Raw genomic sequence first — 19,110 nt, forward strand, 5'->3', positions numbered from 1 at the left:
GCGTGAAACGCAGGAACGGCGACCCCACGAGATACGATTCACGAACGACGAGCGACGAGTGGTCCATATGTTGTTGATGATCGACAATTACGATTCCTTTACCTACAACCTCGTGCAATATTTCGGCGAGTTGGGGGAAGATGTGGTCGTCTACAGAAACGACAAAATTTCCATCCGGGAGATCGAAGCCCTGAAGCCGCGCCGGCTCGTCATTTCGCCCGGCCCCTGCACGCCGAACGAGGCGGGAATCTCGGTGGAAGCGATTCGGTATTTCGGCGGCAAACTGCCGTTGCTGGGTGTGTGTCTCGGCCACCAATCGCTGGCGGTTGCGTTCGGCGGCGAAGTGATCCGCGCCGAGCGTCTCATGCACGGCAAGACGTCGATGGTTCGCCACGACGGTCGCACGATTTTTCGCAATCTGCCGAACCCGTTTGAGGCCACCCGCTATCATTCACTCATCGTGAATCGCAAGAATCTCCCGGACTGTTTCGAGATCAGCGCCGAGACCGCCGAAGGCGAGATCATGGGGATGCGCCACAAGACGCTGGGTATCGAGGGTGTGCAATTCCATCCGGAATCGATTCTCACCACCGCCGGTAAGGAGCTGCTCAGGAATTTCTTGAAACTCTAGTCCACGGCTGTCGGCCACCGGCAATCAGTGTCCTCTATGAAGCCTTCCGACTGATTACCGACCGCGGATTGCTGATCGCGCCCCTCATGATCAAAGACGCAATCAATACATTGGCCGAACGGTCCGATCTCACCGAGCAAGAAGCTGAAACCGTGATGGGCGAGATTATGGACGGCGCGGCCACTTCCGCCCAGATCGCCGGCTATCTCATGGGGCTGCGGATGAAGGGGGAGACTGTGGCCGAGATCGCCGGCTCCGTGCAGGCTATGCGGGCCCGCGCAACCAAGATCCGGGTACGGGATTCCCAGGTCGTAGATACCTGCGGCACCGGCGGTGATCGGGCGCATACCTTCAATATTTCGACTACTGCGGCGTTCGTGGCAGCGGGCGCCGGGCTGACGGTGGCGAAACATGGCAACCGGTCGGTCTCGTCCAAATCAGGCAGTGCCGATGTGTTGGCCGCGCTGGGTGTGGCGATCGATCTCCCGCCTGAGCGGGTCGCCGACTGTGTGAACGAGGTGGGGATCGGGTTTCTCTTCGCGCCGCTCTATCATAGTGCGATGAAACACTGTGCCCAGCCGCGGCAGGAACTGGGGATTCGGACGCTGCTGAATATTCTCGGCCCCCTGACTAATCCAGCCGGTGCCCGCATACAGGTCGTCGGGGTATTCGATGCCGGCTTGACGGAGTTGTTGGCGAAGGTGCTGCTCCACCTGGGCGCGCAACATTGTTTTGTCGTGCACGGCATGGACGGATTGGATGAGATCACCGTCACGGACCGGACCCGGATTTCAGAGGGCAAAGCCGGCGTGGTGTCGAGTTATACCATCGATCCGACGGAATTCGGCCTCACACGCGTCAGGCCGAAAGAACTGGTCGGTGGGAGTGCGGAAGACAATGCCGCCATCACGCGCGATATTTTCCGGGGACGGAAAGGACCGAAGCGCGACATCGTGTGTCTGAATGCCGCACCGGCGCTCGTGGCCGGACGCAAGGCGAAGACGCTGCAGGAAGGGTTTCACCTCGCCCAGCAGACGATCGACTCGGGTGCGGCGATGGAGAAACTGGATCAACTCATCGCATTTACGAAGAAGGCGTCGTGACATCGTGATTCTCGATCGGATTCTCGAACATAAAAAAGCGGAAATTCGCCACAAGAACAGCCGCGGGTATCTCGCGGAGCTGAAAACCAGAATTCGCGATGCTGGCCCGACACTGGGGTTTGCCGTGAACCTGGACGCGCGCCGGACTCGGACCAGGCCCGCGCTCATCGCGGAGGTCAAGAAGGCCTCTCCGAGTCTCGGTCTGTTGCGGCCGGAGTTCGAGCAGCGCTTCGAGCCGGTGGCCATCGCCGAAGCCTATCGGGAGCATGGGGCTGCGGCTGTCTCCGTGCTGACGGACAAGGATTTTTTTCAGGGCAGCCTCGAGTATCTCTCCGATGTGAAGCGGAAAGTCGGCCTGCCTGCGCTGAACAAAGAGTTCATGGTGGCGGATATTCAGTTCTATGAAGCCAGGGCCTATGGCGCGGACGCGGTCCTGTTGATCGTGGCCGGGTTGGAGAAGCGCCAATTGATCGACTTCTCCGCCCTGGCGAAAGAGTTGTCGCTCGATGTGCTGGTGGAGACGCATCATGAACGCGAACTCGATACCGTGTTGGAATGGCTTCCGGATGTCCGTCTGATCGGTATCAACAATCGTGACCTCAAAACCTTCTCCACGGATCTGGGCGTGACCCTGCGACTGGCGAAACGCATTCCCGGCGATAAGCTGATCGTGAGTGAAAGCGGGATTCACAAGCGGGAGGATGTGACGCGGTTGGTAGAGGCCGGTGTCCATGCCATGCTGATCGGCGAGTCGCTGATCCGGGCGCAGGATATCGGCGTGAAAATTCGTGAGTTGCTGGGCGATGAATCCAACAAGGAGAAGCCATGAAGACGCGACTCTCTCTCGCTGTAATGGCGGCGCTGCTGACCTTGGCCGGTTGTATGAATCAGGAGATCCATGAATATTCCCCGAAGTGGGATTCCTGGATGGGCAGCAGCAAAGACGACCGCATCAAGGACATGGGCATCCCCACGAAGTGCCATTCGTTCAAGGACGGCGGCGAAGTGTGCGAGTGGTCTGTTCCCCAGCAGGACGGGCGGCAGGACTTGATCGGCCTGACTTTCAACGCCAAGGGGCAGGCCTGCCAGTGGTCCTATCGCGGGTTCTACGGCATGCAGAAGAGCAAGCAGAGTTGCTGACGCCATGGCTGTAAAGGTTAAGATCTGCGGTCTGACGAATGCCGAGGACGCGGCCGTGGCGGTGGAAGCCGGCGCGGATGCGGTCGGGTTCGTGTTTCATAAAAAGAGCCCTCGGTGCGCGGAAGCGGCGGCGGTCAAGGCAATCGTGAAGGAACTGCCCCCGTTTGTGTTGCCGATCGGCGTGTTCGTGAATGAGGATGCGAAGGTGGTGCGGGACATCATGGACAGTTGCGGTCTTGCCCTTGCGCAGCTTCATGGGGATGAGACGGCGGCCTATTGCGAGATGCTGGGGCGGCCGGTGCTGAAGGCGATTCGTCTTCGGGATCGACGGTCATTTCTGGCGCTTGCCGAGTTTCAAGGGCGCGCCGGCGTGCGGGGATTTCTGGTGGATGCCTTTTCTCCCGACGCTTATGGCGGCACGGGACAGGTGGCCGATTGGTCCTTGGCTGCGGAGGCCGCGGCGGTGGCGCGTATTCTTCTGGCCGGAGGGCTGACGCCGGAGAACGTCGTGCAAGCCATCGAGCAGGTGCGGCCCTACGGCGTCGATGTCAGCAGCGGAGTCGAGGCCTCGCCCGGCAGGAAAGGCCATGACAAGGTCCGGGCCTTTGTGCAGGCCGTGAGGCTTGTCTCCCGCTAGGCCAGCGTCTATACTTTTGTTTTTCACGACTAGCTGAAGGGATTCACATGGCGATACCAGATCGACATGGGCGGTTCGGCCCATACGGCGGACGGTATGTCCCTGAAACTCTCATGCCCGCCTTGCTGGAACTGGAAGAGGTATACGAGCGGACACGCCGGGACAAGGGGTTTCAAGCCGAACTGAAGCACTATTTGAAAGAATATGTCGGGCGGCCGACGCCGCTGTATTTCGCCCAGCGTCTGACGAAGCGATTGGGTGGTGCCAAGATTTATCTCAAGCGCGAAGACCTGTGTCATACCGGCGCCCATAAAATCAACAATGCGATCGGGCAAGCGCTGCTCGCACGACGGATGAAAAAGCCTCGTCTGATTGCCGAAACGGGTGCGGGGCAGCACGGAGTGGCGACGGCGACTGTCGCCGCAATGTTCGGCCTGGAATGTGAAATCTACATGGGCACGGAAGACATGCAGCGGCAGGCGCTGAACGTCTTCCGGATGCGGCTCCTGGGTTCGACGGTTACCGGCGTGGATGCCGGCAGCCGGACGTTGAAGGATGCCATCAGTGAAGCGATGCGGGATTGGACGACCAACGTGCGGACGACCCACTATGTGCTCGGTTCAGTTCTGGGTGCGCATCCCTATCCGATGATGATCCGGGATTTTCAGTCCGTCATCGGCCGTGAAGCCCGCAAACAGATTCTGGCCGCGGAAGGGCGTCTGCCCGATTGTCTGATCGCCTGTGTCGGCGGCGGCAGTAATGCGATGGGGCTGTTTCACGCCTTCGTTCCGGATAAGAAGGTCAGGATGGTGGGGGTCGAAGCCGGAGGTCTGGGCGTCGAGAGCGGCAAACATGCGGCCCGGTTTGCGGGCGGTCGCCCTGGTGTGTTGCAAGGGACCATGACCTATCTGCTGCAGGACGAGAACGGTCAGGTGAATCTTACCCATTCCGTCTCGGCAGGTTTGGACTATGCGGCGGTGGGGCCGGAGCACAGCTACTACAAGGAAACGAATCGTGCCCAGTACACGTCGGTCACGGATGATGAGGCGTTGGAGGCGTTCGATCTGCTCGCGCGGGAGGAGGGGATCATGCCCGCGCTGGAAAGCGCCCATGCCATCGCCGAAGTGGTGAAGTGTGCGCCGAAAATGAAGAAGAGCCAGATCCTCATCGTGAACCTGTCCGGGCGCGGCGACAAGGATGTGCAGCAGGTGGCGAGAATCAAAGGCGTCACGCTGTAGCAGGTGGTTGAAAACGGCCTCCAGCTTTGTTCTCGCGGCGCGCACAGGTTCGACGTACTGCAGGAGTACGCCTCAGCTCCGCGCTTGCTGCGGCCGCGCTGGATGATCGTTTCGACCCTCCTGCGATTGGTTTCAAGGATGATCGAGAGGGATAGGTATATCCATATGAATCGTTTGGATCACAGATTGAGTCAGCTGAAGGCGAAGGGGGAGAAGGCGCTGATCACCTACATCATGGCGGGGGACCCGTCGTTGCAGGAGACGGAGCAGTTGGTGCTCGAGTTGGAGCGGGCGGGCGCCGACGTCATCGAATTAGGGGTGCCTTTTTCCGATCCCATCGCCGATGGACCGGTGATTCAGAAGGCCGCCGAGCGTGGCCTCCAGAGCGGGACCTCGCTTCGAAGGATCCTGGAATCGGTGCGGCATCTTCGGACGTCGACCCAGATCCCGATCGTCCTGATGGCCTATTACAACAACATCCATGCGTTCGGTGAGGCGGAATTCTGCCGGATCGCTGCGGATGCGGGTGTGGACGGATTGATCGTGCCGGATATGCCGCCGGATGAGGCGGGGCCGTTGCGTGGTCCGGCTGGTGAGGCCGGACTCCATCTGATCTTTCTGTTGGCTCCGACCAGCACTGCGTCGAGGCGGGCCTATGTGGCAAGGGAGTCCGGCGGATTTGTCTATTATGTTTCCATCACGGGCATTACTGGGGCTAAACTACAGGACGTGGCGGGCGTACGCGAGAACGTCGCCAAGATCAGAAAGCACACCAAGACCCCGGTGGCTGTGGGATTCGGCGTGGCGACTCCGGAGGATGCCGCGCGGGTGGCTCAGGTCGCCGATGGCGTGATCGTGGGCAGCGCAATTGTGCGTCGTGTTGGAGAGCATGGGCAGGATGGCCGACTCGTTCAGGAAGTGGGTGCGTTCGTGCGATCCCTCAAGGAGGCGATGCAGCCGGCCTAGCCGGCAGCTCTTCTCCCCCCTCAGTATTCTATTCAACTTTTCAGCCGACATCTTCGTGCATGATTCCTGTGGAGCCCCGTCCGTCGCATCGGTCAGACCAGGACGGCGGCTCCCGGTTGCGTATTGTCCTGATCCGAGGAATTCGTGGGAGCGGAGACGTTCCCTGCCGTGCAACGTGTGACGCTTCATATGAGGAGACGCCATGGCCGTAGCTCGTCGTAAGGTCAGCCGAACCAACCGCAAGACGACATCGAAAACCGCATTGGTTGCTCCACGCCGCAAAGCTACGGCGCGTGTGCCTGCGGCAATGGGTGAAGAGCGCGTCATCCGTACTCTGCAACAGGGATTGTTCGATACCCTGTCCGGTTCCGAAGGGGAGGGCCGTTCACCCATCAGCGTCTCGGCGGCGTTTGTGCAATCGTTCCTGCAGCTGACGAAGGTTCAGGCGATCGCCGTGTACGTGCGTGATGAGCAGACCCGCGAGATGACCTGTCTGGCGGAGGCCGGGAGCAGCGATGCCTCTGTGGCCGGGAAATGGCGGGAGGGCCTGGCCAGGGTGGAACAGAATGCACAGGTGAGCAGCGGCGACTTGTATGGTTTACGATTGCACCGGATCGGTCGAATGGACGGCGTCGTGATGTTTCAGACCGGGAAGTCCCAGCGGTTGCCCTCGCGGAAGTTACTGACCGTGTTGACGACAGTCGAACCCTGGTTGGCGGTCTTGCTGGACCATGCGCGATTGACCGTCAAATACGCGGCGAAGATTCTTCGGATCCAACACATGGAGCAGGTGAGTGATCTGTTGAATTCGTCGCTGGCGGAAGAGGAGAAGTTACGCCGGGCGCTGGATGCCGCGGTTCGCCTGGTGGAAGCGGAGGCCGGGGCCTTGTTCCTCAGTGCCGGTGATGGAATCTTGAAACTCTGTACGGTCGCGGGGGAGCGCGCAGCAGGTCTGCCCGGGCTTCAATCGACGATTGCCGCGGCTGTTCATCGGACGGGCCAGGCGGTGTTGATTACGCGGGGAGGGCAGGATGCCAGACTGGTTGCCGGTCAGGGATGGCAGGCCGCCTTGCCGGTGGCGTCTCTCGTCTCCGTGCCTGTCCGTATGGGAACACAGGCCGTGGGTGTGTTGGAGGTGGTGAATCGGCGAAGCGGCAAATCGTTCAGCAATTGGGATGTGCTGGAACTGGCGAGTCTCTCGAACCAATTCGGGCTGGCGATCGATAATCTGCGCAGAGGAACCGTCGGGGAGGGTGATACGAAACGGGGCGGGTAAGGCTAGCGTTTCTCGGGCGGCATGTACTTGATCATGTCCGTCGCCAGCTTCGTAGCAAGATCCCGCATGTCCGGACGGATGAAGAGATAACTTTCCTGCACCTGGTGGCGCGCTTTCCAGACAATGGCGCCGTTCACGGCATCGACCAGCCGCATGCTCAGGCCCACGCGGGCGATATTATCGCCTTCTTCTCTCGTATATTCCCAGGCATTCACCTTCACCACCAGCAGAGAGTCGGCACCCAACGCGTGCCCGATCTTGATCGCGGAATTCTTGTCCGATTGGCCCGTCGTTTCCATCCGTGAGAAATAGGTCACGAGCGCATCGAACGCATCTTTCGTGGTCTGGAAGGTATCGGTGACCTGATCGGGGGGAACGACCTTCTCGACGCGGCGGCTCTTGATCAGCACTTTCGCCACCACTTCTTCGACGTCTTCTCTGGCGCTATCGTAGGTGCCGGAAATCGGGAGAATAGCCATGGTCTTGGGGTAGAACCCGCGCGCGGCCGGCCCTTCCCACATTTCTTGCAAACCTCCGCAGCCGGTCAGGAGGCCGGTCATCAGGAGGCAGAAAACAACACTGATGGTGCGTACTGTGTGTCGTGTCATGGTTGCTATAGCAAGTGTAGCAGATTGATTCAGTGCGAACGTAACCTTAGAAGGTCAAGGCCACGGACCCGGATGCCAGGGCAGCCTGGTCTCTGAAATCATACCCGCCGGCAATATCGATGCGCAAGGCAAGGATGCGAAGTCCGAAGCCCGCCGTCGGAATAAACGGTGTCTTGGCATCCTGCATATTCTTAAATGCGCCGACCCTGAAGGACAGGAGTTCGGACAGGATTGTCTGCTCCGCGCCCAGGCTCAGGACCTGACTGTACACGCCCGGGGTGAGCGTATTGTTCTTCGTAATATCCACATCGGCAGATAAGGTCAACGAGTTATAGGGGTTGACGGCCACGCCGGTGCGAACCTGCGGGAGCAATTTGAATTTGTCTCCGTTCGGCGCATCGAAAGTCGGCGCGTTGATGTCCTTCGCCACGATCCCCATCCGCAACCAGGACGAAGGCCGGAACATCGCTCCCACGTCGATCCCGATCGCGGTCGAGATCTTCGCGCGCCCGATGTCTTCGAATACTCTCACGTCGTCGCTGGCGCCACGGATGTTGGTGGATCCCGTATAGGCCGCGCCTTGGATGACCTTGCCGGTGACGCCGATCGAAAACATCCGGTCCATGAAGGCGTAGGCGTAGGAGAGGGCGGCTTGGCGGACTTCCAGCCCGTTCATGGCGAACTGCCCGTTCACGCTGAGATTGGTGCCGTTATTCGTAAATCCGACCGGGCCGCGCAGGAAGCCGCCGGCGGTGGCGACGTCGGAGACGTTGAACCCCAGTGCATGTTCGCCGAAGTTGCCTTTGACGTACAATCCACCGGAGGCAGCTGCGGTGAGGTTGGCGCCGGGACGGTTGATGCGATCGATCTGTTGCTGGAGGCGGGCGATGTTGCCGGCCGACGTATCGTTCAAATTCAGGTTGTTGATGTCTTTCAGGGAATCGAACACGTCGCCTCGATCGACGACCTGACCGCTGCCCTGAAAACGGATATCGAATTTCTTGTTCATCGCCATGCCGGCCGGATTCCAATAGGTGGCCAGGGAGTCGGATGTCGTGGCCACTCCGGCTCCGCCCATGCCCATTTGTCGCGATCCGACAAACACAAATTCGACCGCGGCTGCTTGAAGAGGCAGGAGGATGGCAAGACAAATGGTCGTGAGCCGGACGTACGGTGCGAACGATGTCTTCATAAACCTGGTCGAACTCCAACGTGAATGCGAGGATGGGTCAGTCTACGAAAAGATGCTGACGCCGTCAAGAAATCCCGATCAAGGTCGGACGATTCAGCCGCGCCGCGCAAGTGGGCGAGGGCCATCCACCGATTGTCTCGCGTTATGAGGATACGATCATCCCGTCCTGCATGGAGACGATGCGATCGGCCTGGGATGAGAGCTTGTCGTTGTGGGTCACGATGACGAATGTGGTCCCACGGGAGCGGTTCAACTGACGGAGCAAGGTGAAGAGGGCGTCGCCGGTATGGGAGTCGAGGTTGCCTGTCGGTTCATCGGCCAGCACCAGATCCGGTTGTTGCATCAAGGCGCGCGCGACGGAGACTCGCTGTTGCTCGCCGCCTGAGAGTTCGCCCGGTTTGTGGTGGAGTCGATCAGCCAGACCGACCTCGCCGAGGAGTTTCGTCGCCTCGCCGACGACATCGGCCATATCGCGTTTTTGAATCATCGCCGGGAGGCAGGCGTTTTCGAGGGCGGAGAATTCCGGCAGCAGGTGGTGGAATTGAAACACGAACCCGACACGTTTGTTGCGGAACTCGGCCTGCTCTTGCTCGGTGAGCGTAAAAAGATTCTGGCCGTCGAACGACACGGTGCCCTTGGTCGGGCGATCCAGGGTCCCGAGGATTTGCAGCAGGGTGCTCTTCCCGGCTCCGGAGGCGCCCATGATCGCGATCAATTCCCCGCGTTTGATGTGCAGGTTGATGTTATTCAACACGACGAGTTCACGCCCGCCCATGGGAAACGATTTGTAGAGATCGACGACGTCAATCATGTCGGTGCTGCAATCTGCAATGGTTCACGATCAATCGTGTTGCTGGGAAGTCCCGGACTCTCTTATTCATAGCGCAAGGCCGCCGCCGGATCCAGTTTGGCGGCTTGGAGCGAGGGGTAGAGCGTGGCCGCGAAACTGATCAGAATCGCAGACCCGGCGACCAGTAACACATCCGAACCGAGCACATGGACCGGGATGCGGGAGATGTAGTACACGGTCGGGTCGAAGGTCCAAAAGGTCTGGATCAGCCAGAGAAACGTATACCCGAGCGGGACGCCGATGGCCGCACCGGAACAGCCGATGATCAGGCCGTTGAGCATGAAAATACGCATGATGCCTTTGCGTGTCGCGCCCATCGCCTTGAGAATGGCGATCTCGCGCTGTTTTTCCGTCACGATCATGGTGAGGGTACTGACGATATTGAAGGAAGCCACGATGGTGATCAAGACCAGCAGGAGGAACATCATCGTCTTTTCGAGTTTGAGTGCCGAAAACAGATTGCGGTTCATCTGCATCCAGTCCCTGGCCCAGAAGGCGAATCCGAGATGGTGCTCGATCGCGCGGGCAATGTCCGCCGCGCGGAACACATCGGTGACTTTCACCTCGATACCCGTCACGCTGGCGCCCATGTTGAAAAACTTCTGCGCCTCTCCCAGTTCGATGTACGCGAGGGAGGAGTCGTATTCGTACATGCCGGATTGAAAGATGCCGACGACGACGAATTGTCTGATTTTCGGCGTCATGCTGGCGCCCGTGATCGGGCCGACGGGGGAAACCACATTCAACGTGTCGCCGGGGAAGGCGCCGAGCCGCATCGAGAGTTCTTTTCCCAGAATGATGCCCGGCCGCATGGCTGTGTCGGGACCGTTCGGCTCCCGTTCTTTTTCGGGAATGACCACTTTATTCTGTCGCGCGAGGTCGTCGAGGTTGCCGTTGACGAGATTGTGGGCCAACTCGGTGACCGTGCCTTCCCGTGCAGGGTCGATCCCGCGAAGAATAATGCCCTGGACACCGGACGGAGAAGTGAGCAGGACCTGGCGGAAGATGAACGGGGTGGCGGCGACGACGTCCGGGACGGCTGCCACCTTCTTCACCTGGTCTTCGTAGTCGACCATGGATTCCTTCATGCGGTCGTTCACCAGGATGTGCGCCGTGGTGCCGAGAATCTTGGCCTGCACATCCTCCTTGAACCCGGTCATGATCCCGACCGTGCCGATCAGGGCGGCGACGCCGAGCGTAATCCCGGCAATCGAGACGATGGTGTTGAAGGAGATGGTGCGGTTGCGTCGCTTCGCGCGCAGGTACCGCAATCCGATGAAGATTTCGTAGGGCAGCGCCATGTCTACTTTTCAGGCCTCAGCTGCGGGAAGAGGACCACATCCCGGATCGAGGACTGATTGGTGAAGAGCATGACCAACCGATCGATGCCGATCCCTTCACCCGCAGTCGGCGGCATGCCGTATTCGAGGGCGCGCAGGAAGTCTTCATCGACGCGGTGGGCTTCCTCGTCTCCGGCCGCATGTTTCGCCGCCTGAGCCTCGAAGCGCTCGCGCTGATCGAGCGGATCGTTCAACTCGGAGAAGGCGTTGGCGATTTCACGTCCCGCGATGTAGAGCTCGAACCGGTCGGTGAGCGACGGATCGGAGTCTTTCCTTCGCGCGAGCGGGGAAATCTCGATCGGGTAGTCGGTGATGAAGGTCGGCTGTTGGAGGCGTGGCTCGACGGTCTCTTCGAAGATCTCGTTGAGGATATTCACCAGTGATTCTTTGGGAGAGACTTCGACACCGAGGCGTTGGGCCGCCGCAAGGGCCTCATCGCGATTCGTGAGGACGGAGGGCGGCAGGCTATTCACTTCCAGAATCGATTGGTGATACGACCATCGGCGCCACGGCGATTCCAGATTGATCTGTGTGCCTTGATAGTCGAGCGTGGTGGTGCCGAGAATGTCCTGGGCCAACCGGCCGAAGAGTTCTTCGGTCAACACGATCAAGTCGTGGTAGTCGGCGTAGGAGACGTAAAACTCCAGCATGGTGAATTCGGGATTGTGAATCGTCGAGATGCCTTCGTTCCTGAAATTCCGGTTGATCTCAAACACGCGCGGGAAGCCGCCGACGATCAGCCGCTTGAGATAGAGTTCCGGGGCAATGCGAAGATAGAGCTCGGCGCCCAGGGCATTGTGATGGGTGACGAAGGGTTTCGCGGCGGCGCCGCCGGGAATCGGGTGCATCATCGGCGTTTCGACTTCGAGAAAGCCGCGTTCGATCAGAAACGCGCGAATCCCCGAGACGATGCGGCTGCGCAGAGCGAATATCTGGTGAACCTGTGGATTGGCAATGAGATCGACGTAGCGCTGCCGATACCGGGTTTCGACATCGGTGAGCCCATGCCACTTTTCGGGAAGCGGGCGGAGCGCCTTGCTCAGAAACGTGAGGGTCTTCACTTCCACCGTAAACTCGTTGGTCTTGGTGCGGAATAAGACACCCGTGACACCGATCCAGTCGCCGAGATCCAGTCCCTCGGAAATCTGGTGGGCCTGATCCCCCAGCGTGTCCTTCTTGAGGTAGACCTGCAGGCGATCCGATCCGTCCTGCAGCACCGCGAAGGCAGCTTTGCCGAAGCGGCGCAAGCCGACGATACGGCCGGCGATGGTACAGCCGATCTGCTCCTGTTCCAGCACCTCTTTGGTTTTCTCACCGTGGAGACGCGTGAGTTGTCCTGCGCGGTCCTTGACCTCGAAGCGCGTGCCATAGGGAGCCACCCCGAGTTGCCGAAGTTGGTCGAGTTTCTTGATGCGTTGTTGGCGTTGATCGTTCAGTTCATCCATGATCACACGGAGCGTATGGCTGCTAGCGAATAGCTGATGGTCCGGAACAGGTTCCGTTTCCTGCTATCTGCTATAGGCCATAGGCTATCAGCTCCCTTTCTTTACAGGTCATCATCCTTCATGCCGACCGGTTCCGGGGCTTTCCCGCCGGTCAGTTTTCTCTGGAGATAGGCTTCGATGAACCCGTCCAGCTCACCGTCCATAACGGCGGAGACCTGGCCGACTTCGTATCCGGTCCGATGGTCTTTGACCATCTGGTAGGGCTGGAAGACATAGGACCGGATCTGGCTGCCCCAGGCGATGTCCTTCTTTTCGCCCACGATGGCGTTGAACTCGGCTTCTTTTTTGCGCTGCTCCACTTCAAAGAGGCGCGCGCGCAAAATTTTCATGGCGCCGTTGCGATTTTGCAGTTGCGACCGTTCATTCTGACATTGCACCACGATGCCCGTCGGAATGTGGGTGATACGGATGGCGGTCTCGACCTTGTTGACGTTCTGACCGCCGGCGCCACCGGCACGGAAGGTGTCGACTCGTAGATCCTTGTCGTCGATCACCACTTCCACATCGTCGTCGAGTTCGGGATAAACGAAAACCGAGGCAAAGGACGTGTGCCGGCGTTTGTTGGCGTCGAACGGGGAGATCCGCACGAGGCGATGCACGCCGGCTTCGGCTTTGAGATAGCCGTAGGCATAGGGTCCGCTGACGGACAGCGTCGCGCTCTTGATGCCCGCCTCATCGCCGCCCTGCAAATCCAAGGTCTCGACCTTAAATCCTTTTTGCTCGGCCCATCGCACGTACATACGCAGCAGCATCTGCGCCCAGTCCTGCGATTCGGTTCCGCCGGCACCGGGATGGATCGCGAAGATGGCATTGCTCGAGTCCAATTCGCCTGAGAGCAGCAACTCGATGCGGAATTGGGCGACGGCTTTTTCGAATGGTCCGAGTTCGGCCAGGAGTTCCTGCTCCAGCCCCGCATCGCCGGATTCCATTGCCAGTTCGAGAAGTGCCTCGATGTCGTTTTGCCGGCGTTCGGTCTCCCGCCAGCGGGACAGTTCCCGATCGAGGGCGGCCTTGCGGCGGTTCACCTTGGCGGCCGCCTGCGTATCTTTCCAGAAATCCGGCAGGGAGGTTTTGACTTCGATGTCGTTGAGTTCAGCGGTCATCCGAGCCAGGTCAAAGATGCCCCCGTAGTTGAGCCAACTGTTCGCCGAGGGTACGCACACGGGTTCGGACATCATCTAACATGGCACGGTCCTTTCTCTGTCAGGCTGGTCGCCCGGCTGGTTCACCACCGGCGGGTTCTGTGTCTTGGGAAAAGTAGCCGGTCAGGCACAAAAGCGCGACGAGTATAGCACAGGCATACGCAAAGAGATCACCGTATTGCGAGTAAAAGGTCTGCTGATGGCTGATGGCAATGGTTCCTCTGAGCGCGTCCTGCGTGAAGATCGGTGACTGTTGCGTGACACGTCCGTAAGGGTCGATGAAGCCGGAGATGCCGGTGTTGGCCGCCCGGGCGAAGGCGACATGATTTTCCACGGCGCGAAAGACCACCATGCCGAAATGTTGATAGGGCGCCGACGATGGACCGAACCAGGCATCGTTCGTGACCGTGACCATGAAATCGGCTCCGTTCGCCGCAAACTGCCGCACGAGGTTGGGGAAGATCACTTCGTAACAAATGACGACGCCGAACTTCACGTGGAAATCGGTGAGCGTGGCTGCGGTCACCGCGGGCGGGTTCTTCTCGCGGGGCTTGAACATCAATAACGTCGATCCCGGTCCGGCTTCGAAGTCGCCGATGCCTTCGACGAGTTTGTCCAGGAAGAACAAGATTGAATTGTGAAACGGAATGTATTCGCCGAAGGGAACCAGATGTTGCTTGTCATAGCGACCGAGGATCTGGCCGTCGGTGGCGAGCAGGTACGCGCTGTTGAGCAGGAAGGGGCGGCCGTCCGGATGACGTCGCAATGCGGGGCTGCCGAACAGCAGTGGGGCGCCGGAACGGCGAGCCATGTCGTTCACAACTGCGCGGTACTGCGGTTCCATTTCAAATACAAAGGGTGTGGCGGCTTCCGGCCAGACGATGAGATCCAGGTTGTCGCCCAGTCCCGCAGTGAGTCGATCGTAACGCGCCATCGTCTCCTGGCGAAATGCCACATCCCATTTCTGGGCCTGCTCCACATTCGGTTGCACGACTCCCACCGACAATGTGCGGGTCGGGACATGCTGGGCGGAAGACAAGAGGGTGGTGCCATAAAACAGGGCGACGCCGAATCCGGCTATAGCCGCGACCGATGATGGCCAGGGAAAGGAGCGGATCTGAAATCCGCGATAGGCCTTGAAACTCCAGATGATCGTTTCCGCCAGCGCGGCGTTGACCAACACGAGGAGGAATGAGACGCCGTACACTCCGAAATGGTCGGCCAGTTGGATGATGGGAAGCCATTGGTATTGGGAATATCCGAACAGTGCCCAGGGTAAACCGGAGAGAAAGTAGGTACGGATCAGTTCCAAGGTCACCCAGAGAAAAGGCGCGGGCAGGAAACCCAGCGTCGGGAATGCCGTCCGGATCCACGAAAGTCCGCCTGCATAGACGGCCATGTAGAGTCCGAGGTAGACCGTGAGCAACAACATCACCAGGGTGGCAATCGGGAACGGGACCTTCCCGTAGACGTTCATGGCTGTAATGACCCAAAACATCGAGCCCGTGAAGGCCAGCGTGCCGGAAAGCCAGCCGATACGGAACGCGCGGCCCGGCGACAGGTATTCGACCGCGATATGCAGCGGGACCAGCGCGAACCAGGCCACCATGCCGAGGTCGAACGCGGGGAAGGAGAGGGGATAGAGAAGACCGCTCGCGCAGGCAAGCAGAATGAGGCGTGCGCGGGAGATGGTCATTGCCTGTAACTTAACGAAAGACCTGAAGAGATTCAACCGTGCTCTTTGGCGGATGGGCTTGGGGGAGGATCATCCCAGACTGGTCGTTCGACCGGTCAGCGCCCCGATCGCCCGCCGAACCTGCTGTATCTGCCAGGACTGCCGGATGATGCGGGGGGCTGTGGGTATGGAGTTGCCATACCTCTTGGTTGGAGCGGCAGTAACGGCGCCGGTGTGACGAGATTCGGCGGTGTCGGTGTTCCGAATGGTGTGACTGATCCGGGCACTGCGCCATGGGGAGAACTGAACGTGTGTGACGGAAGGCCGGACCCCAGATGGGTGACACCTTTGTTTCCATGTGCGTCGGAATGGATGGCGTTCCCTTCCCCCAGCGGGGTCAGGGTGCTGGTGGTTCCGTCGCGCTGCTGAAGAATCGACGGCTGGGAACCGGCGATGGAAACCGGGCCTAAGAGCGTCCATGCGGTCAGTAGCACCAGCAAGCTGGTAGTCGGCATAGAATGCTCCGCCTGTAGATACGCGGGGGGATTGCTGTCCACATTGTACCGAATGTCCGTCCCTGATGGGTGAACCGCCACATTGAGATATTCAAGGATGCGAGAGAGTCCCTGCCCGGCAACCCGCGTCCGCTCTAGGTTCTTGCCATATTGACTGCTTTTTGAGCGAGGCATAGACTAACTTAGTTATTCAATGCCACCCTTTCTGCAGGTGGTCGCATGGTCTTCCGTGGCGAACATGACCGCCGCTCTGACCAAACCAGCCTTGTCCCGTTCTGTCCGGTCGGTACCCTTCTTCCACGACGTTCCGCATCAAGATCTTCTGCCCGTGCTTTGTGTCCCGCAAGGCCGGGAATACAGTTCCGTTCTACGGATGCGTCATCACACACCAACCACACCAAGGAGGATTTTTCTATGCTGAGACGACAGCGATCTGGTGCGGCTCAGATTCCGGCGCGCCGGCATCCTGCCTGTTTGCCCCGCGCCGAACTACCCGAGGCAGGATAGGAGGATATCATGGGACGAAAATATGACCTCATCGATGTCGTGGCCGCCATTGGATTGGTGGCCACGCTGTTCGGCGGGTATCTATTGGTGACGGCTGCCGATGGTTTTTGGCAGGCACCGATCGCTCCCGCTGTGAACATGACCACCGCGATTCACGATCCCTCCACCGGCATGCAGTATCTCCAGCCGGTTCTGGGCCAAGCGATCGTTTACGATGCCTTGCTCGACCGGGAGGCTGGTGCTGCCCTCTCCGCTTCCGCCATGGAGTTAAACCGGGCGGTGAGTGAATCCCAGCTGATCTCGACGACCCTGCTGAGTCCGCTGGTGCTGGCAGAGTTGCACGCGTTTGGACAGGAAGCCGATCATCGTGCGCGGATGCAGTATGTCATGGGCAAGTCCGTCGTCAATCAGACTCGTCGTGGGCTTGCAAGCGGAGCCCTCTCTGCCGGCCAGTATGCCGGCGATTTCAACGCGAACCTGATCCAGAGGGCCGAATCGATCGGACAGCGCATGCACGATCAGTTTGAGTCGACCAGGCAGGCGATCCTTGGCCGGTCGATCGTTGAGGCGATTCAAGAGGAGGATCGTATGACGGCGATGGTCCAGGAGCGAATCGGTCGGGCCGTCGTTCAAGTGACCCAGGCGCAAGAAGGGTATGCAGAGGCGAAGGCGGCCGGGCAGATTCAACTCGCCAGCGCGATGAGCGCGGCCGTTCGCACGGATGCATTGGTGGATCGGTTGGCTCTGCTCGAGGAGATGCCGGCCGGCCGTACGATGGTTGCCTACCACTCCACTACCACCGCCGATATTTCGCGCGAGGCCCTGGTGCTGGCCTGTCTTGGCCTGATTGCATTGTTCGTCGGTGGTTTGGCGTTCAGCAGTAAGAGGGAGGCGGACAGTATTCCGCTGTGGAAGTTAGAGACGTTGCTGCAGTTGCACCGTTCAGGTAGATAACGCTGCTCCCGGTGAATCGCTCGACGATTTTCAGGGGCAAGAGGAGGTCGGACATGTCGTGGGAAAACTGGGCCGTGGCCATCGGGCTGGGCGCACTCCTCATGATGTTTTTTGTGTTGATGGAGTTGTTCTTTGCTGGTCCGCGGCAGCCATTGGATCATGGGCGAAGAAAATGAGATCGCGGAGGAGTCCATCTCGAAACGAGGGAGCGGCGTAGCGCTTCCTTCGGTGCTGAGGATTTCCCGGGCTGGTGAAGCGCCTGTTAGTTAAGACAGGACCAGAGGCCTGGGAGCATCACTTTGGCCATGGCCTTGAGCTCGGACTCAGATTGTGGGGGAACGCCCGAGAGGGCGATACCGAAGTTGTGGCCCTTCGACCAGCGGACCGTGGCCCGGCGGATGAGCATGGGCGTCTCGGGGGTCGGCTGGATGACGATCACCACCAGTTCCATTCCCACGCTGACTTGCTCTTTTCCCCGAATACGCCCGCCTGAGGCGTTGAAGTCCTCAGTGACGCCGATGGTTTGAAATGTGCCGTTTGAATAATAAATGGGGTACTGCACGGGAATACGTCTGGCCCCGCGTTCGCGATAGGCAGTGTTCATTTCGACGACGTTCCTTTCCTCAGGGGGTGTACGTTCGCTCTCAGAGCCGGTACGAACCGGTCAGTCTGTCTGGAGGTGCTGTGTAGCCACAGCATCAGGGCGCCGGCCATCATGGCACCCGTGAGATCGTTCAAGAGATCAGAGAGGGAGGCTTCGCGTCCCGGGGCCGTTCCCTGGGCCACCTCCGTCCATAAGCCAAAGACCCCGGCAAACGCGATTCCAACGAGCAGGGCGTAGCGAATCGGCCAGCCACGCAGGCGGAACCCAACCATAGCCAACCAGGCCAGGAGGCCGTAGGCCGGTACGTGCGCCGCATCACGCCAGTCACCCGGGACAAGGTGCAGGAGCGAACCGGTGAATCCGATGCCGGGCGAAGCGACGGCAAGACCCGCCAGCAACAGCATATAGCCGGCGATGACGGCGACGACAAGCAACATGGAAGGACGTCCTTTCGATGAGTTCACGTGACCTTGCGCAGGGTACGGTGCAGGGTGCGTGAATCACCATCGGTCCTTCGGCGAAGGGACTAATGCTTTGGAGGGGCGAGGAGTGTTCGGCAGAGGGATTGGCCGTTGATCGGCGGGTGTCGCGAATGAGCCGGGTCAGGACTTTTTGTCGGGCTTTTGATGCTGCCACTGTCCGGGGGTGGTTGAACGGGCCTGGTAGGCCTGTCCGAATCCGAGCACGAGGTGGGCATCCTGCATCCGTAGCTCCCACAAGGCAAAGTCGCCGAAACCGAACATCATGTGTGACTGGGGGAACTTTGCGAGATAACGCTGCTTCACCGATTCATGGGCCATGTCGGTCGGAGGGAGGATTGAGGCCGTTCCCTGTAGGTTGATGCGTTGCAGAGCCAGCGGGTTCTTGCCTGGCTTGTCCGGCTCGGCGAGAAACAGGCTGACACGGGCGTCTTCAAGGAGATGCTGGGTATGTAAGGCCAGCCGGCTGAGGTGAAGATACAGGCGGGACCAGTCGTCTCCGAGCAGGTAGGGTACATGGGAACCGAAGGGATGCCCGTTCCGGAGGGTCAGTAACACGCCTGTTCGTGTCTGTTCGACCAACATTCTCCAGGCTGCTTCAAGATCATCATTCGACATGGCATCCGGCATCGACATCGCGTCATCTCCCTTTCTGCGAATTGTAGCGGCCTCCTGCAAATTGTCCAGCCATCTGAGAAACGGTGCCCGGAAGGGGTTGTGCCCGGGCAGATCATCCTTTGCCATGAGG

Annotated in this window: 20 protein-coding genes; 9 read left to right on the forward strand and 11 right to left on the reverse strand. The window is 59.6% G+C overall.

Going from position 1 to position 19,110, the window contains the following annotated elements:
• Positions 1-67: 67 nt before the first annotated feature.
• From pabA to H8K11_12590, 8 genes are all read left to right on the forward strand, one after another.
• Positions 68-631 carry an aminodeoxychorismate/anthranilate synthase component II gene (gene pabA / locus H8K11_12555; protein MCS6264579.1) on the forward strand — a complete coding sequence of 188 codons (564 nt, stop codon included), beginning with the start codon at positions 68-70 and terminating at the stop codon, positions 629-631.
• 86 nt (positions 632-717) lie between these two features.
• Positions 718-1,734, forward strand: a complete 1,017-nt coding sequence (trpD, locus tag H8K11_12560; protein ID MCS6264580.1) for an anthranilate phosphoribosyltransferase — start codon at positions 718-720, stop codon at positions 1,732-1,734.
• A gap of 4 nt (positions 1,735-1,738) precedes the next feature.
• On the forward strand, positions 1,739-2,563 hold the full coding sequence (gene trpC, locus H8K11_12565) for an indole-3-glycerol phosphate synthase TrpC (GenBank protein MCS6264581.1): 825 nt from the start codon (positions 1,739-1,741) through the stop codon (positions 2,561-2,563).
• Complete coding sequence (locus H8K11_12570; protein MCS6264582.1) at positions 2,560-2,874, forward strand: hypothetical protein; 315 nt, start codon at positions 2,560-2,562, stop codon at positions 2,872-2,874. Before trpC ends, H8K11_12570 begins: the two co-directional genes overlap by 4 nt.
• A 4-nt stretch (positions 2,875-2,878) precedes the next feature.
• On the forward strand, positions 2,879-3,511 hold the full coding sequence (locus H8K11_12575) for a phosphoribosylanthranilate isomerase (protein MCS6264583.1): 633 nt from the start codon (positions 2,879-2,881) through the stop codon (positions 3,509-3,511).
• 47 nt (positions 3,512-3,558) lie between these two features.
• Positions 3,559-4,749 carry a tryptophan synthase subunit beta gene (trpB, locus tag H8K11_12580; protein ID MCS6264584.1) on the forward strand — a complete coding sequence of 397 codons (1,191 nt, stop codon included), beginning with the start codon at positions 3,559-3,561 and terminating at the stop codon, positions 4,747-4,749.
• A 165-nt stretch (positions 4,750-4,914) separates the two neighbouring features.
• On the forward strand, positions 4,915-5,715 hold the full coding sequence (locus H8K11_12585; protein ID MCS6264585.1) for a tryptophan synthase subunit alpha: 801 nt from the start codon (positions 4,915-4,917) through the stop codon (positions 5,713-5,715).
• 202 nt (positions 5,716-5,917) lie between these two features.
• Positions 5,918-6,991, forward strand: coding sequence for a GAF domain-containing protein (locus H8K11_12590; protein ID MCS6264586.1), 1,074 nt, complete (start codon positions 5,918-5,920; stop codon positions 6,989-6,991).
• A gap of 2 nt (positions 6,992-6,993) precedes the next feature.
• Here the strand turns inward: H8K11_12590 and H8K11_12595 are convergent, their stop codons facing one another.
• The 8 genes from H8K11_12595 to H8K11_12630 form a co-directional block, all read right to left on the reverse strand.
• The gene (locus H8K11_12595; protein MCS6264587.1) at positions 6,994-7,599 is read right to left on the reverse strand and encodes a hypothetical protein; all 606 of its coding nucleotides are present in this window, start codon (positions 7,597-7,599) and stop codon (positions 6,994-6,996) included.
• A 46-nt stretch (positions 7,600-7,645) separates the two neighbouring features.
• Positions 7,646-8,791, reverse strand: a complete 1,146-nt coding sequence (gene traF, locus H8K11_12600; protein ID MCS6264588.1) for a conjugal transfer protein TraF — start codon at positions 8,789-8,791, stop codon at positions 7,646-7,648.
• Between the two features lie 142 nt (positions 8,792-8,933).
• Complete coding sequence (locus tag H8K11_12605; protein ID MCS6264589.1) at positions 8,934-9,602, reverse strand: ABC transporter ATP-binding protein; 669 nt, start codon at positions 9,600-9,602, stop codon at positions 8,934-8,936.
• Between the two features lie 62 nt (positions 9,603-9,664).
• On the reverse strand, positions 9,665-10,942 hold the full coding sequence (locus H8K11_12610) for an ABC transporter permease (protein MCS6264590.1): 1,278 nt from the start codon (positions 10,940-10,942) through the stop codon (positions 9,665-9,667).
• A gap of 2 nt (positions 10,943-10,944) precedes the next feature.
• On the reverse strand, positions 10,945-12,426 hold the full coding sequence (gene lysS / locus H8K11_12615) for a lysine--tRNA ligase (GenBank protein MCS6264591.1): 1,482 nt from the start codon (positions 12,424-12,426) through the stop codon (positions 10,945-10,947).
• 101 nt (positions 12,427-12,527) lie between these two features.
• Positions 12,528-13,671, reverse strand: a protein-coding gene (gene prfB / locus H8K11_12620) for a peptide chain release factor 2 (protein ID MCS6264592.1) whose coding sequence is annotated in 2 segments (ribosomal slippage) — positions 12,528-13,604 and positions 13,606-13,671 — 1,143 coding nt in all. Because the reading frame shifts where the segments join, the coding sequence is not laid out codon by codon here.
• Between the two features lie 18 nt (positions 13,672-13,689).
• Entirely contained in the window at positions 13,690-15,324 is a 1,635-nt protein-coding gene (gene lnt, locus H8K11_12625; GenBank protein ID MCS6264593.1) for an apolipoprotein N-acyltransferase, read from the reverse strand.
• Between the two features lie 95 nt (positions 15,325-15,419).
• On the reverse strand, positions 15,420-15,818 hold the full coding sequence (locus H8K11_12630; protein MCS6264594.1) for a hypothetical protein: 399 nt from the start codon (positions 15,816-15,818) through the stop codon (positions 15,420-15,422).
• Positions 15,819-16,334: 516 nt separating this feature from the next.
• Between H8K11_12630 and H8K11_12635 the strand changes: the two genes are divergently transcribed.
• Positions 16,335-17,279: a hypothetical protein gene (locus tag H8K11_12635; protein ID MCS6264595.1), complete on the forward strand. Its 945-nt coding sequence runs from the start codon at positions 16,335-16,337 to the stop codon at positions 17,277-17,279.
• A gap of 262 nt (positions 17,280-17,541) precedes the next feature.
• On the opposite strand, the gene H8K11_12640 is transcribed toward H8K11_12635, so the two are convergent.
• The 3 genes from H8K11_12640 to H8K11_12650 form a co-directional block, all read right to left on the reverse strand.
• Positions 17,542-17,883, reverse strand: a complete 342-nt coding sequence (locus H8K11_12640; protein ID MCS6264596.1) for a PilZ domain-containing protein — start codon at positions 17,881-17,883, stop codon at positions 17,542-17,544.
• A complete protein-coding gene (gene vanZ / locus H8K11_12645; GenBank protein MCS6264597.1) occupies positions 17,880-18,320 on the reverse strand; it encodes a VanZ family protein in 441 nt (146 codons plus the stop codon). The genes H8K11_12640 and vanZ overlap by 4 nt, the downstream gene beginning before the upstream one ends.
• Before the next feature lie 165 nt (positions 18,321-18,485).
• A complete protein-coding gene (locus H8K11_12650) occupies positions 18,486-18,998 on the reverse strand; it encodes a pyridoxamine 5'-phosphate oxidase family protein (protein ID MCS6264598.1) in 513 nt (170 codons plus the stop codon).
• Positions 18,999-19,110 lie beyond the last annotated feature (112 nt).

The organism is Nitrospira sp., from assembly GCA_024998565.1.
In the GTDB taxonomy this organism is placed as follows: domain Bacteria; phylum Nitrospirota; class Nitrospiria; order Nitrospirales; family Nitrospiraceae; genus Nitrospira_A.

What these genes read in the sequence shown, in the direction of transcription:
- pabA (MCS6264579.1), top strand. Translation starts at nt 68, where the DNA reads ATGTTGTTGATGATCGACAATTACGATTCCTTTACCTACAACCTCGTG.
- trpD (MCS6264580.1), top strand. Translation starts at nt 718, where the DNA reads ATGATCAAAGACGCAATCAATACATTGGCCGAACGGTCCGATCTCACC.
- H8K11_12570 (MCS6264582.1), top strand. Translation starts at nt 2,560, where the DNA reads ATGAAGACGCGACTCTCTCTCGCTGTAATGGCGGCGCTGCTGACCTTG.
- H8K11_12575 (MCS6264583.1), top strand. Translation starts at nt 2,879, where the DNA reads ATGGCTGTAAAGGTTAAGATCTGCGGTCTGACGAATGCCGAGGACGCG.
- trpB (MCS6264584.1), top strand. Translation starts at nt 3,559, where the DNA reads ATGGCGATACCAGATCGACATGGGCGGTTCGGCCCATACGGCGGACGG.
- H8K11_12585 (MCS6264585.1), top strand. Translation starts at nt 4,915, where the DNA reads ATGAATCGTTTGGATCACAGATTGAGTCAGCTGAAGGCGAAGGGGGAG.
- H8K11_12590 (MCS6264586.1), top strand. Translation starts at nt 5,918, where the DNA reads ATGGCCGTAGCTCGTCGTAAGGTCAGCCGAACCAACCGCAAGACGACA.
- H8K11_12595 (MCS6264587.1), bottom strand. Translation starts at nt 7,599, where the DNA reads ATGACACGACACACAGTACGCACCATCAGTGTTGTTTTCTGCCTCCTG.
- traF (MCS6264588.1), bottom strand. Translation starts at nt 8,791, where the DNA reads ATGAAGACATCGTTCGCACCGTACGTCCGGCTCACGACCATTTGTCTT.
- H8K11_12605 (MCS6264589.1), bottom strand. Translation starts at nt 9,602, where the DNA reads ATGATTGACGTCGTCGATCTCTACAAATCGTTTCCCATGGGCGGGCGT.
- H8K11_12610 (MCS6264590.1), bottom strand. Translation starts at nt 10,942, where the DNA reads ATGGCGCTGCCCTACGAAATCTTCATCGGATTGCGGTACCTGCGCGCG.
- lysS (MCS6264591.1), bottom strand. Translation starts at nt 12,426, where the DNA reads ATGGATGAACTGAACGATCAACGCCAACAACGCATCAAGAAACTCGAC.
- lnt (MCS6264593.1), bottom strand. Translation starts at nt 15,324, where the DNA reads ATGACCATCTCCCGCGCACGCCTCATTCTGCTTGCCTGCGCGAGCGGT.
- H8K11_12630 (MCS6264594.1), bottom strand. Translation starts at nt 15,818, where the DNA reads ATGCCGACTACCAGCTTGCTGGTGCTACTGACCGCATGGACGCTCTTA.
- H8K11_12635 (MCS6264595.1), top strand. Translation starts at nt 16,335, where the DNA reads ATGGGACGAAAATATGACCTCATCGATGTCGTGGCCGCCATTGGATTG.
- H8K11_12640 (MCS6264596.1), bottom strand. Translation starts at nt 17,883, where the DNA reads ATGAACACTGCCTATCGCGAACGCGGGGCCAGACGTATTCCCGTGCAG.
- vanZ (MCS6264597.1), bottom strand. Translation starts at nt 18,320, where the DNA reads ATGTTGCTTGTCGTCGCCGTCATCGCCGGCTATATGCTGTTGCTGGCG.
- H8K11_12650 (MCS6264598.1), bottom strand. Translation starts at nt 18,998, where the DNA reads ATGTCGATGCCGGATGCCATGTCGAATGATGATCTTGAAGCAGCCTGG.